Annotated in this window: 19 protein-coding genes; 12 read left to right on the top strand and 7 right to left on the bottom strand. The window is 70.1% G+C overall.

All coding sequences use genetic code 11. The annotated features are described in order from the left end of the window. Positions 1-136 precede the first annotated feature (136 nt). The 6 genes from ACFUPX_RS31765 to ACFUPX_RS31740 all read left to right on the top strand — a co-directional run bounded on the left by ACFUPX_RS31765 (position 137) and on the right by ACFUPX_RS31740 (position 4,626). Positions 137-730, top strand: coding sequence for a histidine phosphatase family protein (locus ACFUPX_RS31765; RefSeq protein ID WP_383330444.1), 594 nt, complete (start codon positions 137-139; stop codon positions 728-730). A gap of 53 nt (positions 731-783) precedes the next feature. After that, entirely contained in the window at positions 784-1,368 is a 585-nt protein-coding gene (locus ACFUPX_RS31760; protein WP_363209647.1) for a TerD family protein, read from the top strand. A 131-nt stretch (positions 1,369-1,499) separates the two neighbouring features. After that, on the top strand, positions 1,500-2,405 hold the full coding sequence (locus tag ACFUPX_RS31755) for a TIGR03619 family F420-dependent LLM class oxidoreductase (protein ID WP_383330440.1): 906 nt from the start codon (positions 1,500-1,502) through the stop codon (positions 2,403-2,405). A gap of 97 nt (positions 2,406-2,502) precedes the next feature. After that, complete coding sequence (locus ACFUPX_RS31750; protein WP_383330437.1) at positions 2,503-3,174, top strand: hypothetical protein; 672 nt, start codon at positions 2,503-2,505, stop codon at positions 3,172-3,174. A 51-nt stretch (positions 3,175-3,225) separates the two neighbouring features. Continuing rightward, positions 3,226-3,666, top strand: coding sequence for an acyl-CoA thioesterase (locus ACFUPX_RS31745; protein ID WP_383330435.1), 441 nt, complete (start codon positions 3,226-3,228; stop codon positions 3,664-3,666). A 147-nt stretch (positions 3,667-3,813) separates the two neighbouring features. After that, entirely contained in the window at positions 3,814-4,626 is an 813-nt protein-coding gene (locus tag ACFUPX_RS31740; protein WP_383330432.1) for an SAM-dependent methyltransferase, read from the top strand. A 66-nt stretch (positions 4,627-4,692) separates the two neighbouring features. Here ACFUPX_RS31740 and ACFUPX_RS31735 read toward each other — a convergent pair whose 3' ends face one another. Further along, positions 4,693-5,088 carry a winged helix-turn-helix transcriptional regulator gene (locus tag ACFUPX_RS31735; RefSeq protein WP_383330429.1) on the bottom strand — a complete coding sequence of 132 codons (396 nt, stop codon included), beginning with the start codon at positions 5,086-5,088 and terminating at the stop codon, positions 4,693-4,695. Between the two features lie 174 nt (positions 5,089-5,262). Between ACFUPX_RS31735 and ACFUPX_RS31730 the strand changes: the two genes are divergently transcribed. Further along, positions 5,263-6,690 carry an MFS transporter gene (locus ACFUPX_RS31730; protein WP_383330456.1) on the top strand — a complete coding sequence of 476 codons (1,428 nt, stop codon included), beginning with the start codon at positions 5,263-5,265 and terminating at the stop codon, positions 6,688-6,690. A 102-nt stretch (positions 6,691-6,792) separates the two neighbouring features. Beyond that, positions 6,793-7,725, top strand: coding sequence for a hypothetical protein (locus ACFUPX_RS31725; RefSeq protein WP_383330426.1), 933 nt, complete (start codon positions 6,793-6,795; stop codon positions 7,723-7,725). A gap of 48 nt (positions 7,726-7,773) precedes the next feature. On the opposite strand, the gene proP is transcribed toward ACFUPX_RS31725, so the two are convergent. Next, positions 7,774-9,195, bottom strand: coding sequence for a glycine betaine/L-proline transporter ProP (gene proP / locus ACFUPX_RS31720; protein ID WP_383330453.1), 1,422 nt, complete (start codon positions 9,193-9,195; stop codon positions 7,774-7,776). Between the two features lie 284 nt (positions 9,196-9,479). Beyond that, positions 9,480-11,405 carry an alpha-L-fucosidase gene (locus tag ACFUPX_RS31715; RefSeq protein WP_383330423.1) on the bottom strand — a complete coding sequence of 642 codons (1,926 nt, stop codon included), beginning with the start codon at positions 11,403-11,405 and terminating at the stop codon, positions 9,480-9,482. A 234-nt stretch (positions 11,406-11,639) separates the two neighbouring features. Between ACFUPX_RS31715 and ACFUPX_RS31710 the strand changes: the two genes are divergently transcribed. After that, positions 11,640-12,029 (top strand): hypothetical protein, encoded by a 390-nt coding sequence (locus tag ACFUPX_RS31710; protein WP_383330420.1) that lies wholly within the window; start codon positions 11,640-11,642, stop codon positions 12,027-12,029. Here ACFUPX_RS31710 and ACFUPX_RS31705 read toward each other — a convergent pair. Beyond that, positions 11,998-12,351: a winged helix-turn-helix transcriptional regulator gene (locus tag ACFUPX_RS31705; RefSeq protein WP_383330417.1), complete on the bottom strand. Its 354-nt coding sequence runs from the start codon at positions 12,349-12,351 to the stop codon at positions 11,998-12,000. The genes ACFUPX_RS31710 and ACFUPX_RS31705 overlap by 32 nt on opposite strands. Before the next feature lie 343 nt (positions 12,352-12,694). On the opposite strand from ACFUPX_RS31705, the gene ACFUPX_RS31700 reads away from it, so the two are divergent. From ACFUPX_RS31700 to ACFUPX_RS31690, 3 genes are all read left to right on the top strand, one after another. Then, positions 12,695-14,884 carry an alpha-N-acetylglucosaminidase gene (locus ACFUPX_RS31700; protein ID WP_383330415.1) on the top strand — a complete coding sequence of 730 codons (2,190 nt, stop codon included), beginning with the start codon at positions 12,695-12,697 and terminating at the stop codon, positions 14,882-14,884. Between the two features lie 149 nt (positions 14,885-15,033). Continuing rightward, positions 15,034-15,879: a chitosanase gene (locus ACFUPX_RS31695; protein ID WP_383330412.1), complete on the top strand. Its 846-nt coding sequence runs from the start codon at positions 15,034-15,036 to the stop codon at positions 15,877-15,879. Between the two features lie 132 nt (positions 15,880-16,011). Beyond that, positions 16,012-16,656: a LysE family translocator gene (locus tag ACFUPX_RS31690; protein ID WP_383330409.1), complete on the top strand. Its 645-nt coding sequence runs from the start codon at positions 16,012-16,014 to the stop codon at positions 16,654-16,656. Here the strand turns inward: ACFUPX_RS31690 and ACFUPX_RS31685 are convergent. The 3 genes from ACFUPX_RS31685 to ACFUPX_RS31675 form a co-directional block, all read right to left on the bottom strand. Next, the gene (locus tag ACFUPX_RS31685) at positions 16,616-17,839 is read right to left on the bottom strand and encodes an MFS transporter (protein WP_383330406.1); all 1,224 of its coding nucleotides are present in this window, start codon (positions 17,837-17,839) and stop codon (positions 16,616-16,618) included. The two genes, ACFUPX_RS31690 and ACFUPX_RS31685, sit on opposite strands and share 41 nt — an antisense overlap. An 85-nt stretch (positions 17,840-17,924) precedes the next feature. Beyond that, positions 17,925-19,316, bottom strand: coding sequence for a nucleobase:cation symporter-2 family protein (locus ACFUPX_RS31680; protein WP_383330403.1), 1,392 nt, complete (start codon positions 19,314-19,316; stop codon positions 17,925-17,927). A 137-nt stretch (positions 19,317-19,453) separates the two neighbouring features. Beyond that, positions 19,454-20,812: a nucleobase:cation symporter-2 family protein gene (locus tag ACFUPX_RS31675; protein ID WP_383330450.1), complete on the bottom strand. Its 1,359-nt coding sequence runs from the start codon at positions 20,810-20,812 to the stop codon at positions 19,454-19,456. Positions 20,813-20,891 lie beyond the last annotated feature (79 nt).

The following is a 20,891-nucleotide window of genomic DNA, read 5'->3' as shown; positions in this document are numbered from 1 at the left end:
GCTGTGGTGGGCGTGTTGTGTGTTGTTTTTTTTTTTTATGCGCCGGGGCGGGCCCGGGGGGGGTATTTACTGGGGGGGGGGGCCGTCGGGGTCCTGCCGGTGCGCCCACCACCGACAGAACAGGAAGTTGTGCACCATGGGTGACCTGCTCCTCGTCCGGCACGGCGAGACCCAGTGGTCCCTGACCGGGCAGCACACCAGCTGGACGGAGATCCCGCTGACCGAGAACGGCAAGGAGCAGGCGCAGGGGATCGCACCGCTGATCGGCAGGTTCCGCATCGGCGCGGCGTTCGTGAGCCCCCGGGAGCGGGCCCGGGACACGGCGCGGCTCGCGGGATTCCCCCAGGCGCGGGTCGACCCCGACCTGAGCGAGTGGGACTACGGGGCGTACGAAGGGATCACGACGGTGGAGATCCACCGCACCCGCCCCGACTGGTACCTGTTCTCGGACGGAGTGGCCCCGGGCCCCGCCGAGCACCCCGGTGAGAGCCCGGAGCAGATCGGCGACCGGGCCGACAGGATGCTGGCCAAGGTCGACGCCGCTCTCGCCAACTACGAGGGCAGCGTGGTCCTCTTCGCGCACTCCCATTTCCTGCGGGTCCTGACGGCCCGGCGCCTGGGACTGCCGGTTTCGGGCGGGGCGTTGTTCCAGCTGGCGACCGGGACGGTCTGCCGCCTCAGCACGGAGCACGGCCGCCCGGTGGTGGCGAGCTGGAACATCCGTCCGTAAAACCAGGCACACTCTGTCCCATATAGCACTCTCACCACCAAGAAGGATCACGAATGATCACGCTCAAGAAGGAAGACGGACCGGCGGATCTCGGCGGAGTGACCCGTCTGTCCATAGGAGTGTCCTGGGACCCCACGGTCGGCAGCAGCGGTGGGGTGTTGGGCAAGCTCCGCCAGAAGGCCGGCACCGACCTCGACCTGATCGCCATCGCGATGGCCGGGGCGGACCCGGTGCGCCTCGCCGGTCTCGACTCCCTCGACCCGCTGGGCAACGGCTCGCTGGTGCACAGCGGGGACAACCAGACCGGCAAGGGTGACGGCGACGACGAGACGGTGACCGTCGAGTTCGAGCGCGTGCCGGACAACATCACGTCCATCGTGTTCGTCGCCGCCGCGTACAAGAAGCGCAGCGCCTTCCAGAACGCGCGCAACATCAGCTTCAAGGTGTACGACGCCACGGGCGGCAGCACCCAGCAGGTCGCCGACATCTGGCCGAGCCTGCTCACCAACGACAACGGCTGCGCCGTGGCCAAGGCGGTCCGTGAAGGCGGCGCCTGGAAGCTCCAGGTCATCAACGAGACCGGGAAGATCAAGCAGGGCGACGAGCAGGCCCTGATGCGCTTCGCGATGAGCAAGTAGCGGACGTTCGGGCCGGCCGGTCTCCCCCGGTCGGCCCGGTCCGGGCCAGGACCCCGGTCCGGGCCAGGACCCCGGTCCGGGCCAGGACCCCGGTTCGACACGCGCCCCCAAGATCATCAAAACTTGGGGTCATGCGATACGGCGTGAACCTCCTCAACTTCGGCTCCGGCACCACCCCCGACTCCCTCGTCCGCCAGGCGACCGATGCCCGCGACATCGGATTCGGCTTCGCGATGATCTCCGACCACATCACGGTCACCCCGGACGTGCACGCGGTCTATCCGGCCCCGTTCTACGACCAGTTCGTGCTCGCCGCGCATCTCGCGGGCCGCGTACCGGGGCTGCGGCTCGGCACGACGATCACCGTGATCCCCTACCGCCACCCGCTCCAGACCGCCCGCCTCGCCGCCAACATCGACCAGCTCAACGAAGCGGGCTTCATCCTGGGCGCCGGTGTCGGCTGGTCCCGCGCGGAGTACGAGGCGCTCGGCGTCCCCTTCGAGGAGCGCGGCGCGATCACGGACGAGTACCTGACGGCGATCCGTGCCGCGTGGAGCGAGGAGACCACCTCGTTCCAGGGCCGGTACGTCGCCTACGAAGGCATCCGCAACGCTCCCGCTCCGGCGACGCGCCTGCCCGTCTGGGTCGGCGGCAACTCCCCCGCGGCCCAGCGCCGCGCGGCCCGCCTCGGCGAGGGCTGGCACCCGTTCATGCCGACGCTCGAAGCCGTGCGGACGGCGCTGCCCCTGATCGCGGCGGAGGCCGAAGCCGCCGGACGTCCCGCGCCCGACCTCGTGCCCCGCCTCCAGCTGCGGCTCACCCCGCAGCCCGACACGGCACAGCGCCCCCTGGGGCACGGCAGCGTCGACCAGCTCCGCGCCGACCTGGAGGCGCTCGCCGGGCTCGGGGCCACGGACGTCCTGCTCGACACCTACCCCGGCACGCCCGACGAGCGCGGCACCGCCGACGACGACCGGCGCACGCTGGAACTCGTCGCCGAGAAGGTCGTCGACCTCGCCACGGGAACGGTTCGCTGAGTCTTCGTCCAGCGGTAGCCGGGGTCGCGCGGCCGTTGTCAGTGGCACGAGGCACTATCGGAACCAGGCGAAGTGGACCTGGGGAAGGGGTGGGCTCATGGCGAAGCCTCCGACGACCGCTCAGCGGCGGATCATCGAGGCCGCGGACCCGGCGACGGGCCGTCTTGCCGGGAGCGAGGCACAGCTGGCGGGACTCGTGCGCCACCGCCTCGCCTTCCGGCACCCCCGTCCGCCGCACGCCTATTTCCTGACGCCCACGGGCCATCGCTTACGGGAAGCCGCCGCGCGGGAAGACACAGCGGGGGACGGCGCGGCGAGCGCTCCCACCGCCGAGGTCCCGGCCCCTCCCCCGGCCGCCCCCGCTCCCTCCGGCCTCTTCGCCGCCCGCACCGGCGCCGAGCCCATACCGCCGCCCGGAGCCGGGAGCCCGGCCCGCGCACGCGATGTACGCAGTGCCTGGGAAGGGCTCCTGGAGATGCGCCGCATGACCAATCCGGACGGCGCGCGGGACCGCCCCTGCGCCTGGGAGCGGACGCATCTGGTGCAGGCCGCCGCGCTCGCCCTGGAGTCGGCCGGCCGCACGCCGGGGCCCGACGGCTACCGGGTGGGTGACACCCCGCAGCCCGAGGCCGTCGCCGTGCGCGATGCGGCGCCGGACGGGCTGCGGGCGTGCGCGAGCGCGCTGGAGGCGGCGGGCTGGCAGGTCGGTGAACACGCCGAGCGGCCGCACGGCGTGCGCTATCTCCTGGCCTCTCCGCGCAGGAGCTAGCGGGTGAGGCGAAGTGACCGTACAGAACCATTGTGGTGTGAAGGGAATGTCGTGTCGGAGCAGGCAAAGCAGCCGGAGCAGTTCTACGTGAGCATCGGTGTCCGTGGGTACGAGACGGACTCGCAGGGCCACCTCAACCAGGCCGTCTATCTGCAGTACGCCGAGCACGCCCGCTGGTCGGTGCTGCGCGCGGCGGGCATCGACCAGGCCGATCTGCTCGCCAAGGGGGTCGGTCCCGTCGCCCTGGAGAACACCATCCGCTACTTCAGCGAGCTGCGCGCGGGGGACGAGGTGGAGGTGACCTGCGTGTTCCTGTGGGGCGAGCGCAAGACGTTCCGCATCGAGCAGGTGATCCGCAAGACGGACGGCACCACGGCCGCCGAACTGCACGCCGTCGGCGGCCTCCTGGACCTCACCGAACGGCAGATGGTGGCGGATCCCCGCGAGTACTTCAGGGCGCTCGCCGACGACCCGACCCTGATCGGCCTCTGACCGGCCTCTGACAGGCCGCCGACCGGCCCACGGGAACGGGAACGACCGGAAACCGGATCGCCACGGGAACTAGATTGACGGGTGATCGTTCTTTCAAGTACCGACTTTCAAGTACCGAGCAGGACCGCTCACCTACAGGAGGCCCCCGTGTCGGACCGCGACCCCCAAGCCGACGCCGCCGCGGACATACGCGCGCGCATCGACACCAGCACACCGCACTCCGCGCGCTTCTGGAACTACTTCGTGGGCGGCAAGGACAACTACGAGAAGGACCGCGAACTCGGCGACCACATCAAGGAGATCTTCCCCGGCCTGGTCGACGTGGCGCTCCTGAGCCGGCACTTCCTCGGCCGCGCGGTCCGGCACCTGGTGACGGAGCAGGGCATCCGCCAGTTCCTGGACATCGGCACGGGCCTGCCGACCGCCGACAACACGCACGAGGTCGCCCAGCGCGCGGCCCCGGACGCACGGATCGTGTACGTCGACAACGACCCGCTCGTCCTGGCCCACGCCCGCGCGCTGCTCACCAGCACGCCCGAGGGCGAGACCGCGTACATCGACGCCGATCTCTACGACCCCGAGGCGATCCTGCGGTCCGCGAGCGCGACGCTCGACCTCTCCCGGCCGGTCGCCCTGATGATCCTCAACACCCTGGGTCACGTGGCGGATTACGCGCAGGCGCGCGACCTGGTGTCCCGGCTCATGGCGGGCCTGCCGTCCGGCAGCTACCTGGTGATCAGTGACAGCACCGCCACCAGCGAGGGCATGATCGCGGCGTCCGACGCGTACAACAAGAGCGGCGCGATCCCGTACCACGTGCGGGACGTCGAGGAGATCGCGGGCTTCTTCGACGGCCTGGAGCTCGTGGATCCCGGCGTCTCCCAGGTCACGCGGTGGCGCCCCGAAGCCGAGGACGCTGCGCCGGTCGACGCCTATGGCGCGGTGGCCCGCAAGCCGTAACCGGCCCCGGCCACGACCCCGGCCCTGGGCCCCGTTCCGACCCCGGCGCACGCAGAGCGGCGGGGGCTACGCGTCCACGAGCCCCCGCTTCTCGTCATAGTCAGCCCGCGATTGCGCGATCGTCACCCGGTGCCGCTCCGCCCACCCCGTCAGGGTCAGCAGCGTGCCGTGCAACTCCTGGGCTACCTCGGTCAGTTCGTACTCGACCTTCGGCGGCACCGTCGGATACACCGTGCGCGTGACCAGTCCGTCACGCTCCAGGTTCCGCAGGGTCAGGGTCAGCATGCGGCGGCTGATGCCCTCGATGCTGCGCTCCAGTTCGGTGAAGCGGATGGGGCCGTGGGCCGCCGCGACCAGGATCGGGATGCTCCATTTCCCCACCACCCTGTCAAGAACTTCGCGCAGCGGGCACGCCTGCGCGTTCACCACCTGCGCCGTAACACCGGTGTTCCCTTGGGACATCGAAGTTCCTCCTTCTCGCGGCCTCCATGGTCACGCACGATGAGCCCCGTTACAAGTCGTGCACCTATGCAGTTCATGGAGGTTTTCGTCGTGTCCGACGTCAGGGTCCAGACCCCGTCCACCACCCCACGCTCCCGCCGGACATCGCTCGCCGTGCTGTCGTCGGGACTCCTGATGACGATCATCGACGGCAACATCGTGACCGTCGCCATGCCCGCCATCCAGAGCGACCTCGGCTTCTCGGCGCCGGGCCTCGCCTGGGTCGTGAACGCCTACCTCATCGCCTTCGGCGGGCTGCTGCTGCTCGCCGGGCGGCTCGGTGATCTCATCGGCCGCAAGCGGATGTTCGTCTCGGGTCTCGCCGTGTTCACCGCGGCGTCCGTGCTGTGCGGAGTCGCCACCGACCAGGGCCTGCTGATCGCGGCGCGTGCCGTGCAGGGCGTCGGCGGGGCGATGACCTCGGCGGTCGTACTGGGCATGCTGGTGGCCCTCTTCCCCGAGCCGCGCGAACAGGCCAAGGCCATCGCGGTGTTCAGCGCGGTCGGCGCGGCGGGCGGTGCGCTCGGTACCTTCCTGGGCGGCGCGCTCACCGAGGCGCTCAACTGGCACTGGATCTTCCTGATCAACCTGCCGATCGGAGCCGTGGCCCTCGTCACGGCGGTCCGCGTCCTGGGCAACGACCGCGGCACGGGCCTCGCCGAGGGCGCGGACTACCCGGGCGCGGCGCTCATCACCGGCGCGCTGATGCTCACCGTCTACACGATCGTCGGCTCCGCCGAGCACGGGACACCCACCACGCTCGCGCTCGCCGCGCTCTCCCTCACCCTGTTCGCCGCCTTCGCCGTACGCCAGACCCGCACGGCCCGCCCCCTGCTGCGCCTGCGCGTCTTCCGCTCGCGCACCCTGACCGGCGCCAACGCCGTGCAGATCCTGATGATCGCCGGGATGTACGGCTTCCAGTACATCGGCGCGCTCTACTTCCAACGGGTCCTCGGCTACGGCGAGTTGAAGACCGGCTTCGCCTTCCTGCCCGCGCCTGTCGCCATCGGCGTCCTGATGGTCGGCCTGTCCGCCCGGCTGATCGGCCGCTTCGGCCCCTACCGTTCGCTGCTCGCGGGCCTCGTCCTCATCACCGCGGGCCTCGCACTCCTCGGCCGCCTGCCCGCCGACGGTTCGTACGTCGTCGACGTGCTCCCCGCGATGCTGCTGCTCGGCGCCGGGTTTGCCGCGGCGATGCCCGCGGTGACGGGGCTCGCGATGAGCGGGGCACGCCCGGAGGACTCGGGCCTGGCTTCCGGGCTGTTCAACACCACGCAGGTGGTGGGCGGTTCGCTGGGCCTCGCGATCCTGACCACGCTGGCGGCCGGCCGCACGGAGGGCCTGCTCGCGGACGGTGAGCAGGCCGTGGCGGCCACGGCCGACGGCTACCGCCTCGCCTTCTGGGTGGCCACGGGCATCGCGGCGGCGGGCATCGCCCTGGCGGCGACGCTGCTCCGGCCGGAGCGCGGGCCGGGCGCCACCGTGAGCGCCGGGCAAAAGCAGGAGCACCGCGCACCGGCGGCGGCATCAGCACCAGCACCAGCGGCCCGAACCGCCGATTAGACCAGTCAAGGTACTCCCCCTTGCCTCACGGCGTCCGGGCCACTACGGTCCGGCCAGCCGCGAATCTACGCGCGTCACGCACCGAGCGAGAGGTCCCTGACCATGCGTAAGACCGTCCTGACCGCAATTGCCGCCACGGGCGCGGGACTTGCCGTGGTGCTCAGCACCGGCCTGTCCTCGGCGCAGCCGAAGGCCGCCCCGTGGCAGCAGGTCGGGGGCGACATCAAATCAGGCATCAGCGGCCTCGCCGTCACCTCGCGTTCGGGTGACGCTCTGCACGCCCTCGTCGTACGCGACAACAAGCGCCCCGGCGAGAACCGCATCGCCGAGGTCACCTACCGCCCCGGCCAGGCAGCCGTGGCCACGCCGGTCACCTGGCAGGGCGGCGCCGAGCCCATCGACCTGGAGGCGATCGACGCGGTGCCGGGCACGTCCGACGAGTACGTGGCCGTGGCGAGCCGCGGGCTCGCCTACCACCTCAAGCTGATGGACGCCGGGGAGGCCGTGCAGGTCCTTGACATCGCGCCGCTGCCCGCGATCGGCACGGGCGACGACTTCGAGAGCTTCGCCCTGACCTCGCGGCACGGGAAGACCGCGGCGATCTGGGCGGACCGGGGCGCGGGCGCCGACCGCCCCGCGACGCTGTACGCGGCGCCGTTCTCGATCAATTCCTACGGTGAGTCGAAGTTCGGCGCGGTGCAGAAGGCGACCCTCCGCGCGCCCTACCCGAAGGAGGACGTCCGCCACGCCTCGGACATCGAGGTGACCAAGTCGGGCCGCCTGCTGGTGAGTTCGGCGTCCGACGCCGGGGACGACGGACCGTTCGACTCCGCCGTGAGTGACGCGGGCAGGCTCTTTGTCAACTCCGCGGGCAAGGTGCGGCTGTCGGTCGACAAGTCGCCCGAGCTCCTGAAGAAGTTCGAAGGCCACAAGATCGAGGCGCTGCACTGCCTCCCGAAATCACCCCTCGCGGCCCTCGGCACGGACGACGAGAACGCGGGCGGCTCCGTCACCACACACCGCCTCTGCGACTGACCCCGGCGCCGTCCGCAATTGTCTTGGAGGGTCGGTGCGGCCGAGCGGTCAGGCCCGCTGTGCCGCCACCAGCTCCCGCGCCTCCTCGTCCGTCGCAACCGAGGGCGGGGAGCCCTCCAGGGGCTGGCGGGCCGTCTCCTTCATCGTGGCCACCGCGATGATGCCGACGAGGCCCGCCAGCATCGTGTAGAACGCGGGCATCAGGTCGTTGCCGGTCAGGCCGATCAGCCCCGCGACCACCAGCGGTGTCGTACCGCCGAAGAGCGAGACCGAGACGTTGAAGCCGATGGACAGCGAGCCGTAGCGGACGTCCGTGGGGAAGAGGGCCGGGAGCGAGGAGGACATGACGCCCAGGTAGCAGACCAGGGCCAGGCCGAGGATGAGCAGGCCGGTGAAGACCGCGACCGTGCCGCCCTGCTTGATGAGGAGGAAGGCCGGCAGGGCCAGGACGAAGAAGCCCACCGAGCCCGCCATCAGGACCGGCTTGCGGCCGATGCGGTCGGAGAGGCGGCCGACCGAGTTGATGAGCGCCATCAGGATCAGCATGACGACCACGATGGACATCAGGCCGCCGGTCTCGCCGAAGCCGAGCTGCGTCAGATACGTCGGCATGTACGACAGAAGCATGTAGTCGGTGATGTTGAACGCGGCCACCAGCGCGATGCAGAGCAGCATCGCCCGCCACTGGCCGAAGAAGGAGTCCTTGAAGGACTTCTTCTGGCGTTCGGCGGCAGGTCCGCTCTCCGCCTCCGCCATCTTCTGGAAGGCGGGCGACTCGTCGAGCTTCAGCCGCAGGTAGAGGCCGATGAGGCCGAGCGGCGCCGCCACCAGGAACGGGATGCGCCAGCCCCAGGACTGCATGGCGTCGTCGCTGAGCCACATGGTGAGGGAGGTGACGAGGACCGCGGCGACGGTGTAGCCGATCAGGGTGCCGAACTCCAGGAAGGAACCCCAGAATCCGCGGCGTTTGTCGGGCGCGTACTCGGCGATGAAGGTCGCGGCGCCGCCGTACTCGCCGCCCGTCGAGAAGCCCTGCACCATGCGGCAGAGGACGAGGAGGACGGGGGCCCAGACGCCGATGGTGGCGTAGCTGGGGATCAGGCCGATCGCCAGGGTCGCCGTCGACATCATGATCATGGTCAGCGCGAGGATCTTCTTGCGGCCGACCCGGTCGCCGAGGGGGCCGAAGAACATGCCGCCGATGGGGCGCACCAGGAAGGCGGCGGCGAAGGTGGCCAGGGAGGAGAGGGTCTGCGCGGTGTCGTTGCCGGAGGGGAAGAACTCCTTGCCGATGATCACCGCGAGGTAGGCGTAGACGCCGAAGTCGTACCACTCCATGGCGTTGCCGAGGGCGGTCGCCTTCACCGCGCGCTTGACCTGGGCTTCTTCGGTGACGGTGATGTCCGACTGGCGCAGGCGCGGGTTCTTCCTGCGGTGTATCGCGCGGAAGAGGGCGCGGTGCCGGGCCATGGCCTCCGGAGCTGGGACTGGTGATTCGGGGGCTTCGGGGGCACTCACGGGGCAGTCACTCTCTGGTCGGCGATGGGCGTGCACCGAAGGACCGACCTGGGTGGCCGGTACATCGACATTCGGACGTCTGCCCAGCTGGGCGACGATCAACACTGCCCATTCCGGAGAACGGAAAATGCCCGCCATTGGTCCTCACCGGCAGGGTCCCAAGTCCTGATTCCGGAGGACTTGGGACCCGGTCCGGTCAGCGGACGTATTAGCTCAGCAGCAGCCCCGCGGGCCGCTCAGCGCGCGTACAACTGGGTCGCGGGCACGATCTGCTGCTCCTGTCCGGGGCTGGACCAGAGCAGTTTCATGTGCGCCTCGCCGGTCTGTTCCGCGTACTCGACCTTGATGGAGTGCCGCTTCCCCGCGGTGAGGGCGACCCGCGCCTTGTCGATCTTCGGCTCGTGCGGTGTCCAGGAGTCGATGACCAGCTTGCCGTCGATCCACACCCGCGCCATGTCGTCCGAGACGGTCGTCAGGGTGTACGTCTCCGAGCGGCGCGGCTCCAGCTTTCCGGTCCAGCGGACGCCGAACTTGTCGGAGGGGATGCTCGCGGCCGGTGAACCCTCGTACTTCCAGGCGTGGTTGAGAGTGGCGTCGGTGCGCGTGATCTTCGGCGTTCCGGTCAGGTCCGCGTTGTCGAAGACCTCCTGCTTCAGGCCCTTGCCCCTGCCGGGGCGGGCCGTCGGGCCAGGGTCCACCGTCAGCTCGACGACCGTGGCGGTGTCGTTGGTCGCGGCGCCGGACGGCTTCACGTCGATGCCGTCGCCCGCCTCCGTGACCGTCACCTTCTGGCTGCTGCCGAGCACCCGCGCCGACGTGACCTCGAAGTCCGTACGTGCCTTCAGGTGCAGGGCGGCTCCGGGCGCGGGCCACTGGGTGACCGCCGCGTACAGCTTGTCGCCCTTGCGGCTGACCGAGCCCCAGGAGGGCTCCTCGACGAGTCCGCCGTAGCGGGCGCCGAACACCGCGTCCCCCTGGCCCGCCGTACGCAGCCAGTCGCCCATCTGCTTCAGGCGGTCGACGGAGGGCTGCGGGACACGGCCGCGGGCGTCGGGGCCGACGTTCAGGAGGTAGTTGCCGCTGCGGGAGGTCGTGGAGAGGAGGTTCTTGACCAGGGTGGAGGACGACTTCCAGTCGGTGTCGTAGCGCGCGAAGCCCCAGTGGCCGTTGAGCGTCATGCAGGACTCCCAGAGCTGGCCGTCGACCGGGGCGCCGGGGATCTCCTGCTCGGGGGTGCCGTAGTCGCCGTCGACCACGCGGCGCTTGCCGACGCGGTTGTTGATGACCAGGTCCGGGTCGAGGTCGCGGAGGTAGGCCTCCAGCTTCTCGCCGCCCTTCGCCGTCCAGGGGTTGTTGGGCTTGTCCGTGTCCCACTCGCCGTCGAACCAGAGCAGCGCCGGGTCATAGGTGTCGACCAGCTCCTTGAGCTGGGCGCGCATCCGCTTCTCGTACTTGGGGAACGTGGCCGGGTCGGGGAAGTCCGGGTCGTGCCAGTCCCAGATCGAGTAGTAGAAGCCGAGCTTGATGCCCGCGTCGTCGGAGGCCTTCTTCAACTCGGCGAGGATGTCGCGCTTCTTGTCGAAGGAGGAGTGGTCGCGCAGGTTCCAGTCGTTGACCTTCGTGGGCCACATCGCGTACCCCTCGTGGTGCTTCGAGGTGATGACGATGTAGCGCATCCCGGCGTCCTTGGCCGCCTTCACCACGGCTTTGGCGTCGAAGTCGGCCGGGTTGAACGTCGCGGCCTGCTTCTCGTACTCCGCCTTCGGGATGTCGCACTGGCGCTGGATCCACTCGGCGTCACGGCACGCGGAGCCGTCGGCCTTCTTGTACTCGCCCTCCAGGTTGGAGTACGCGCCGAAGTGGATGAACATGCCGAAGCGGTCCTGCCGGAACCAGTTGGTGCGGTCGGCGGTGAAGGGGTCGTCGGTGGCGTGGTCGGTTCCGGGGCCGGTTCCGGGGCCGGTTCCGGGGCCGGTTCCGGGGCCGGTGGGCGGCGCGGACCGCTCGGCCGTCGAGGCCATCGAGTCCGTCGCGGCAGCGGTCGCGGGGGGTTCCGTCGGGGCCGCGACCGCCGCGGGGACGGCGGTCGCGGCGAGGGCCGAGGCGAGGAGCAGAGCGATCCCGGCGACTCTTCGCCGGGTACGGCTGAGCTGTGTGCGCATGGGGGCGGCTCCCTGAGGTTGAGGGGTCGCTCGGGAACGTAGGGTTGAATACATCGGATGTCAATGACTCCAACTGACACCAGCGGTGCTGAAGTTGGCGCGAACTGGCGACATCGCTCCGATGACTCGGCTCGTCGGCGACTCTCGCCCGCGAGTGCCGGACAGAGCCCGGCCGACTGGGCTACGCTCGACGAAGCGCTTCGGAAACCGAAGCAGTCAGGAGGAGCGATACCGATGAGCCTCGACGTACGTGACGTACTGGCGCCCGGCGCACCCGACCGGACCCGACTCCTGCTCGCGCGGGACGTCGTCTTCCACAGCCCTGTCGCCGACTACAGCGGGCGGGACGACGTGGGGCACCTGCTCCCGAAGATCGGGGAGTGCCTGACGGGGATCGAACCGCTGCGGTACTTGACCGAGCGCGGGCAGGAGCAGCACTCCGTGACGACCTTCACCGCCGGCGTGGGCGAGGAGACCGTGTACGGGGCCCTCGTGCAACAGCTCGACGCCGAGGGCCGGTTGACGGAGGCGACGCTGCTGATCCGGCCGCTCGCCGCGCTGACGGCAGCGGTCCACCGGATGCGCGAAGCGCTCAGCGCAGACCCTCTGCCGAGTCGGCGCTGACCTCCGTGGCCCAGCGCTCGGCCCACGCGTCCAGGGGGCGCAGGGCCTGATGGGCCTCGCGGCCGAGCGCGGTCAAGGCGTAGGAGCTGTCGGGCAGTTGCCGCACGAGCCGCGCTTCGAGCAGTTCGGTCAGGCGCTGGCGCAGCACGCTGGACGACATGGCATCGCACCGCTCCTGCAACGCCCGGAACCCCAGCGGCTCGGTCCGCAGCTCCCAGACGATCCGCAGACTCCAGCGCCGCCCGAACAGATCGAGGGCGGCCATCAGGGGCCGTCCGGTGGTGGAGGCGCGGGTCGGTCTGCCGGGCAGCGGTGCGGTCATCCGCCGACGCTAGCACCGGGGCGTCGGCCGCCGGGGGCGGTGCGGGAGGGCGGGGCCCGCCGATGTCACCGGCGGTGCGGGTGGACGGGGGTGCGCCCACCTCACCGGCGGTGCAGGCGGACGGGGGTGCGCCCACCTCACCGGCGGTGCAGGCGGACGGGGGTGCGCCGACCTCACCGGCGGTGCGGGTGGGCCCTCACGGCACTCTGAGCGCCGTTCACGGGCAGCCCGCTCCCGGCACCCCGTCTTGACCATGGTCCGCGGGCCGTTCATCGTGTGCGCCGTCCAGCATCGCCCGGGCGTCCGCCCGAGCAGCGTCGAAACGGGAGGGTATCCCTACGTCATGCCCCTGGCCCGCCGCACCTTTCTCACCGCACTCGCCGGAACCACCGGCGCCGCCGTCGCCTGTTCCGGCTCCGCCGCCGATGGCGCCCCCGCCCCCGCCTCCGATGCGCCCGCGCTCAAGGCGGCCCGGCGGCTGCTGCCCGGACACTGGAAGCAGCTGACGTTCGTCACCGCGGGGCCCGCCGACGCCTTCCGGGTGTCCGGGCGGCGCGGGCACATCACCGTCTCCGGGTCGTCTCCCTCCGTACAACTCACCGGGCTTCGCCATTACTTGAAGCACACCGCGCACGCGAACATCACCTGGGCCGGCGATCAGCTGGACCTGCCCGACCGGCTCCCCGGCCTCGACAAGCCGGTGACCGGACGCGCCAACGCCCCGCACCGCTTCGTCCTCAACGACACGAACGACGGCTACACGGGGGCGTACCACGACTGGTCGTACTGGGAGCGCGAGATCGACGTGCTCGCGCTGCACGGCTACAACGAAGTACTCGTGTACGTCGGCGCCGACGCCCTCTACCACCGCGTGTTCCAGGAGTTCGGCTACTCCGGCCGGGAGTTGCGCGAGTGGATACCGGCGCCGGCGCACCAGCCGTGGTGGCTGCTCCAGAACATGTCCGCCTTCCCGCACCCCGTCTCACGTCAACTCGTCGACAGACGCGCCGCGTTGGGCCGCCGCATCGCCGACCGGCTGCGCGAGCTCGGCATGACTCCGGTCCTCCCCGGCTACTTCGGCACGGTCCCGCCCGGCTTCACCACGAAGAATCCCGGCGCGACGACCGTGCCGCAGGGCGACTGGGTCGGCTTCACGCGGCCCGACTGGCTGGACCCGCGCACCGAGCACTTCGGCCGGGTGGCCGCCGCCTTCTACCGCGCCCAGGACGAGCTGTTCGGCGCCTCCACGATGTACAAGATGGACCTCCTCCACGAGGGCGGCAAGCCGGGCGACGTCCCCGTGCCGGCCGCGGCGAAGGCCGTCGAGAAGGCGCTCCAGGCCGCGCATCCGGGCGCCACCTGGGTGATCCTGGGCTGGCAGAACAATCCGCCCAAGGCGATCGTCGACGCCGTCGACAAGTCGAGGATGCTGGTGGTCGACGGCCTCTCCGACCGCTTCCCGAAGGTCACCGACCGCGAGTCCGACTGGAACGCGACCCCGTACACCTTCGGCTCGATCTGGAACTTCGGCGGACACACGACTCTCGGCGCCAACACCCCCGACTGGGCGGCGCTCTACGAGAAGTGGCGGACCAAGGAAGGCAGCACGCAGCGCGGCATCTCGCTGATGCCGGAGGCGGCCGACAACAACCCGGCCGCTTTCGAGCTCTTCTCCGAACTGGCCTGGTGCACCGGCGAATTGGACCTGGACGCCTGGTTCGCCGACTGGTCCATGTCCCGCTACGGCGCGGCCGACCCGCACGCGGCGGCCGCCTGGGACATCCTTCGCCGCACCGCGTACGGCACGACCCGCGCCGACGAGTGGGCCGAGGGCGCCGACGGCCTCTTCGGCGCGCGGCCCGACCTGTCGGCGAAGTCGGCGGCGGCCTGGTCTCCGGAGGCGATGCGGTACGAGCCCGCGGACTTCGAGCCCGCCCTCACCGAACTCATCGACGTACGAGGCAAATTGCGCCACTCGACGGCCTACCGTCGCGACCTCCTGGACGTGGCGCGCCAGGCCCTCTCCAATCGCAGCCGAGTGCTCCTCCCCCGGATCAAGCAGGCGTACGACGGCCGGGACACCGCCCGCTTCGACGAGCTGACCCGGACCTGGCTCGGCCTCATGGACCTCCTGGACAAGCTGGTCGCCACCGACTCCCGTCATCTCCTTGGCCGTTGGGTCGCCGACGCCCGATCGTGGGGCGCGGACGCCGAGGAGCGGGACCAACTCGCGTACGACCAGCTGTCGCTGCTCACCGTGTGGGGCACGCGCTCCGGGGCGGACGCGGGGCTGCGCGACTACGCCAACCGGGAGTGGGCCGGGCTCGTCGGCGGGCTCTACCGGCTGCGCTGGGAAACGTACTTCAAGGAGCTGCGGGCGGCACTCGGCGAAGGGCGCGCCCCGAAGGCCATCGACTGGTTCACCCTGGAGGACGGTTGGATTCGTGACCCGGGGAGCCTGGCCACCCGGCCGACCGGAGACACGTACAAAATCGCTGTTCAGGTGCACGAACGGCTGACCGGGACGCGGTAATCGGCCGGGGCGGGACCTCCAAGATCACCAACTCGCCTTCCCTTGACGGGTATACGTCATCCTCAAACTCTGGTAGGAAACCTTCCTAACAGTACGCGGAAGAGCCCAAGCGTCATCGGAACGACGAATTCCCCCACCTTGGAGGTCCCGTGCCCACCCCCCAACACGCCCCCACCCCCCGCATACACACCTCACGCCGCACCCTGCTCGCCTTCCTCGGCGCCTCGCTCGTCGCGGGCCCGGTCATCGCGTCCCAGACGGCAGGCGCCGCTCCCACCCCCAGGGCGGGCGGACTCGACGATCCGGCGAAGAAGGACATCGCCATGAAGATCGTCTGCAGCGCCGAGAACTCCGACCTCAACTGGAAGGACTACTACCGCTACTGCGAGGACATCGACGACGGCCGCGGCTACACCGCCGGGATCATCGGCTTCTGTTCGGGCACCGGCGACATGCTCGACCTCGTCGAGCTCTACACCCAGCGCAAGCCGGGCAACGTCCTCGCCAAGTACCTCCCCGCGCTGCGCGAGGTGGACGGCACCGACTCCCACGAGGGGCTCGACCCCAACTACAAGCGTGACTGGGAGAAGGCCGCCCAGGACCCCGAGTTCCAGAAGGCGCAGAACGACGAGCGTGACCGCGTCTACTTCAACCCGGCCGTCAAGCAGGGCAAGGCGGACGGCCTCGGTGTCCTCGGGCAGTTCGCGTACTACGACGCGATCGTCATGCACGGCGACGGCGGCGACAGCACCAGCTTCCGCAACATCCGCAAGCGCGCCCTCAACTCGGCCAAGCCGCCGGCCCAGGGCGGCAACGAGGTGACCTACCTCAACGCCTTCCTCGACGCGCGCGTCTGGGCGATGAAGCAGGAGGAGGCGCACGAGGACACCAGCCGCGTCGACACGGCGCAGCGGGTGTTCCTGAACAAGGGCAACCTGAACCTGAACACTCCGCTGGAGTGGAAGGTCTACGGGGACCCGTACCGCATCGGCTGAGCCGCTCGCGTCGGCGCGGGGCTCCGTTACCCCGCGCCGACACAGCACATGCAGCCGATGTAGCAACGCTTACACGTTGCGTGAAGCATTCTTCGCTGGTGCTGGACGGTACCGCCGTCCGATCCTTGCCGCATGATCGGAATGAACGCGTTCCTCGGCGTCGCAGTCGTGTCTCTCGGCATGGTCCTCACACCCGGCCCCAACATGATGTACCTCGTCTCGCGGAGCATCACCCAGGGCAGGCGGGCCGGAGCGATCTCCCTGGCCGGGGTCGCCGTCGGCTTCCTCATCTACCTGACGGCGGCCAACCTGGGCCTGTCCCTGGTCTTCCTCGCCGTCCCCCAGCTGTACGTGGCGGTGAAGCTGGCAGGGGCGGCCTACCTGGCGTGGCTGGCCTGGAAGGCGCTCAAGCCGGGCGGCACATCCGTCTTCGCCCACCAGGAGCTGACCCCCGACTCGCCCCGGCGGCTGTTCTCCATGGGAGTGCTCACGAACCTCCTGAACCCGAAGGTCGCCATCATGTACGTCTCGCTCATCCCGCAGTTCATCACCCCGGAGTCCGGCCACACCCTCCTCCAGGGCTTCGTGCTGGGCGGCATCCAGATCTCCATCAGCCTGGCCGTGAACCTCGCCATAGTCATGGCCGCAGGCACGATCGCGGTATTCCTCTCCCGCCGCCCTACTTGGCTGCGGGTGCAGCGATACGTGATGGGTACGGTGCTCGGCGCGCTGGCGGTCAAGCTCGCGACGGACCGGGCGCCCGCCGCGGCGGCCTGAGCACCACCGCCACCGCCAGGGTCCCGACGATCCCGCCGAGCGTCATGACCACGGTGGTGGACCCCGCGTCCACCACCACACCCCCCGCCAGCGCACCGAACGACAACGTCGCCTGGAACGAGGACGTGAACAGGACCGACGCGGCCTCGGGTGTGCCCGGTGCCGCCGTCACGAACCATCTCTGCGAGCAGACCGGCACCGCGCCGTACGCCACCCCCCAGGCCAGGAGCAGGACGAGCGCGCCCGGCTTTCCCGTACCGAGCACCGGCAGCAGCAGCGTCGCGGTGGCGAGCAGGCATGCTGCGGTGGCGAACGTGCCGCGCAGCTCGCGGGGTGCCCACGCTCCCGCGAGGAAGTTGCCTGCGATGCCCGCAGCTCCGTACGCCAGCAGGAAGACGGTGATCAAGCGCGGGCCCGCATGCGTTTCCCGCGCCAGGAACGGCGTGACGTACGTGTACGTGGCGAAGTGGGCCGTCACGACGAGGAAGGTCGCGGTCAGGCCGATCCTGACGCGGGGCGTGCCGAGCAGGTCGCGGAGGACGGTCAGCCGCGTGACCTGTTCCGGCGGGAGGGGCGGGAGGGATGCCATGAGCGCGGCCAGTACAGCCAGCGTCAGGGCGCCCATGACGGTGAACACCGCTCGCCAGCCTGCCAGTTGGGCCAGGAGGGTTCCCGCCGGGACGCCCAGTACCGAGCCCAACGGCACAGCGGAGAAGATTACGGCCGTCGCCCGCCCGGCCTGCGCCTCGGGGACCAGGCGGGAGGCGAGGCTCGCCCCGATGGACCAGAAGGCACCGATGACGAGTCCGACGAGGACGCGGGAGACCAGCATCAGCCAGTACCCGGGCGCGATCGCGGCGAGGAAGTTCGCGAGGGCGAGCAGCAGGATCAGGGCGCAGAGCATGCGGCGCCGGTCGACGCGGCCGGTCGTGACCGTCACGGTCGGTGCGGCGACGGCGGCGAGGATGCCCGGCAGGGTCATCATCAGTCCTGCCGTGCCGTCCGAGATGCCGAAGGTCCCGCCGATGGGGGCCAGCAGGCCGATCGGCAGGATCTCGGTGGTGACGATGGAGAAGATCCCCAGAGTCACGGCGATCACGGCCGGCCAGCCGCCCCGCCGTCGGCGGGCGGAGAGGGCATCGGCGGACGTGGGCGAGGCCGACGACGTAGCGGGTGTGGGCATGCTGCCGAGTTCAGCAGCAACGTACGGCACCCGTCCGGCACGTATGCGACGTCAACGTGCCGCGGCCCCCACACCAGCCACCGGCTCAGTGCGTGACCACAGGCTCCGCATCGGGTGAACTCCCCCTGCTGCCCAGGTGGTTGAAGACCAGGTTCAGCGCCACCGCCAGCAGACAGCCCGTCGAGATTCCGGAGCCGAGGACGATCTGCGCCCAAGCGGGGAACGCGTCGTAGAAGCCGTCCGAGAGCGCGGGGGCCAGGCCCGCGCCGAGGGTGACCACGACGATCAGGGCGTTGTCGCCCCGGTGCAGGTCCGCCTGGAGCAGTGTCTGGATGCCGCTGACCGCGATGGAGCCGAAGAGGAAGAGGCTGACGGCGGCCAGGACCGGCATGGGGACGACCGAGATCAGCGCCGCCGCCGCGGGGCTGAGGCCGATCAGGACGAGGATGGCGCCGCTGAGCGCCACCACGAAGCGGCTGCGCACCTTGGAGATGACGACCAGGCCGATGTTCTGGGCGAACGCGCTCGCGTGGAAGGCGTTGAACAGGGGACTCAGGGCGGAGCCGAGCGCGTCGGCGCGCAGGCCTCGGGCGATGGTCTTCTCGTCGACCTCCTTGTCGACGATCTTCCCGAGGGCGATCATGTCGGCGGTCGACTCGGTGAGGATCACCAGCATCACGACGCACATCGAGATGATGGCGGGGACGTTGAACTGCGGTGCGCCGAAGTGGAGGGGCGAGGGGATGCCCACCAGGGCCGCGTCGTCCAGCTTGGAGAAGTCGGCGAGGCCCATCGGGATCGCGAGCAACGTACCGAAGACCATCGCGAAGAGCATGCTGATCTGCTTGAGGAAGCCGCTCGTGAAGCGCTGGAGCAGGAGCATCATCAGGACCGTCGCGCCCGCGAGGCCGATGCTGCCCGGCTGGGGGGTGCCGGACGGCGAGTCGTCCACGATCCAGTCGTACGCGACGGGGATGAGCGAGACGCCGATCAGGGTGATGACCGAGCCCGTCACCACCGGCGGGAAGAAGCGGACCAGGCGTGAGAAGTACGAGCTGACCAGGAAACCGAAGAGGCTGGAGACGATGATCGCGCCGAAGACGACGGGCATCCCCGCCTCGACACCGCCCTGAGTCGTGATGATCGTCAGCATCACGCCGACGCCCGCGAACGAGACGCCGTTGACGAAGGGCAGGCGCGAGCCGATGAAGTTGCCTATCCCGAGGGTCTGGAGCAGCGTCGCGATGCCCGCCATCAGGAGGCTGCCGCCCATGAGTACGGCCGTGTCCCCCGGCGACATCTTGGCGGCGACGGCCACGACCAGCGGGACCGAGACGGCGCCCGCGTACATGGAGGCGACGTGCTGGAGGCTGGCGACGAGCATCCGGCCGGGCGGCAGGATCTCGTCGACGGGGTGCACCTCGGGGGGCGGATCGGCAGGTGCGGCCTTGACGGCGGGGCGGGGCTGAGAACTCATGGGGGGCGCTTCTTCCGTGTGCGTGACGCCGGAAGTCGGGCCCGTCGCGCGGGAGTTCACGAGGCGCGCGGCGGGACCGACCATCAGTCCGACTGGAAAGTAACTTCCGCGATGCGGGCGGCGTCACGCACGTTACGTCAGTGGGCCCCCGCCGGGGAAGACCCTTCGTGCACCCTCTGTTCAGCGATTTCTCCCCCCGGCTCCATCGGGTTGGTCACGTCGTCGTCCTCGCCTCGTTTGCCGATGTGGTTGAAGACGAGGTTGAGCAGGACCGCCGCGACACAGCCGGTGGAGATGCCCGAGTCGAGGATGATGTTCGCCGTCTCCGGGAACGCGTGGTAGAACTCCGGCGCCGCGATCGGGATGAGACCGACGGCCAGCGAGACCGCCACGATCAGGACGTTGTTGTCACGCTCCAGGTTCGCCTTGACCAGCGTCTGGATGCCGCTCGCCGCCACCGAACCGAAGAGGACGATGCCCGCGCCGCCGAGCACCGGACGCGGTACGACGGCGATGAGCGAGGCGGCCATCGGGCACAGGCCCATCAGGACCAGGAAGCCGCCGCCCACGGCGACGACGTACCTGCTGCGGATCTTCGTCATCGCGACCAGGCCGATGTTCTGCGCGAACGCACTGCACATGAAGCCGTTGAAGAGCGGGCTGAGCGCCGAGCCGAGGGTGTCGGCGCGCAGACCGGCCGCGATGGTCTTCTCGTCGGCGGGGCGCTCCACGATCTCGCCGAGGGCGAGCATGTCGGCCGTCGACTCGGTCATCGAGACGACCATGACGACACAGAGGGAGACGATCGCCGCCGCCGCGAACTGCGGGGCGCCGAAGTGGAACGGCGTCGGGAAGCCGACGATGTCCGCGTCGCCGACCGGGCTGAAGTCCGTAACGCCGAACGGGATCGCGATGACCGTGCCGACGACGAGGCCGAGGAGCACGGCGATCTGCTTGACGAAGCCGGTGGTGAAGCGGCGCAGGAGCAGGACGATCACGAGGGTGAGGCCCGCGAGACCGAGGTTCTTCATCGAGCCGTAGTCGTCGGCGCCCGGTACCGGGCCCTGCGCCCAGCCGAAGGCGACCGGCATGAGCGAGATGCCGATGAGCGTGATGACCGTGCCGGTCACCACCGGCGGGAAGAAGCGCACCAGCTTGGAGAAGAAGGGGGCCGCGATGAAGCCGAGGACACCCGCGACGATCACCGCCCCGAAGATGATCGGGAGCGCGTCGTCCTTGTCCTTGGTCGAGTCGACGACCGCGAGCATGGGGGCGACACCGGCGAAGGTGACGCCGTTGACGAAGGGCAGTCGGGCGCCGATCTTCCAGATGCCGAGCGTCTGGAGGAAGGTGGCGAGGCCCGCGGTGAACAGACAGGCGCCGGTCAGGAAGGTGAGTTCCTTCGCGGAGAGGCCGACCGCCGCGCCCACGATGAGCGGAGGGGCGACGACTCCCGCGTACATGGCCGCCACGTGCTGGAGGCCGGTCGTCGCCATCTTGAGCGGCGGGAGTTTCTGGTCGACGGGGTGTATGGCGCTTTCGCCGTCGGCTTCGGATGGGTCTGGGGTGGTGCCT

Source organism: Streptomyces sp. NPDC057302, from assembly GCF_042667685.1.
Lineage (GTDB): Bacteria > Actinomycetota > Actinomycetes > Streptomycetales > Streptomycetaceae > Streptomyces.
Note: the sequence above shows the minus strand (reverse complement) of the source record. Positions and strands in the feature narration are given on the sequence as shown.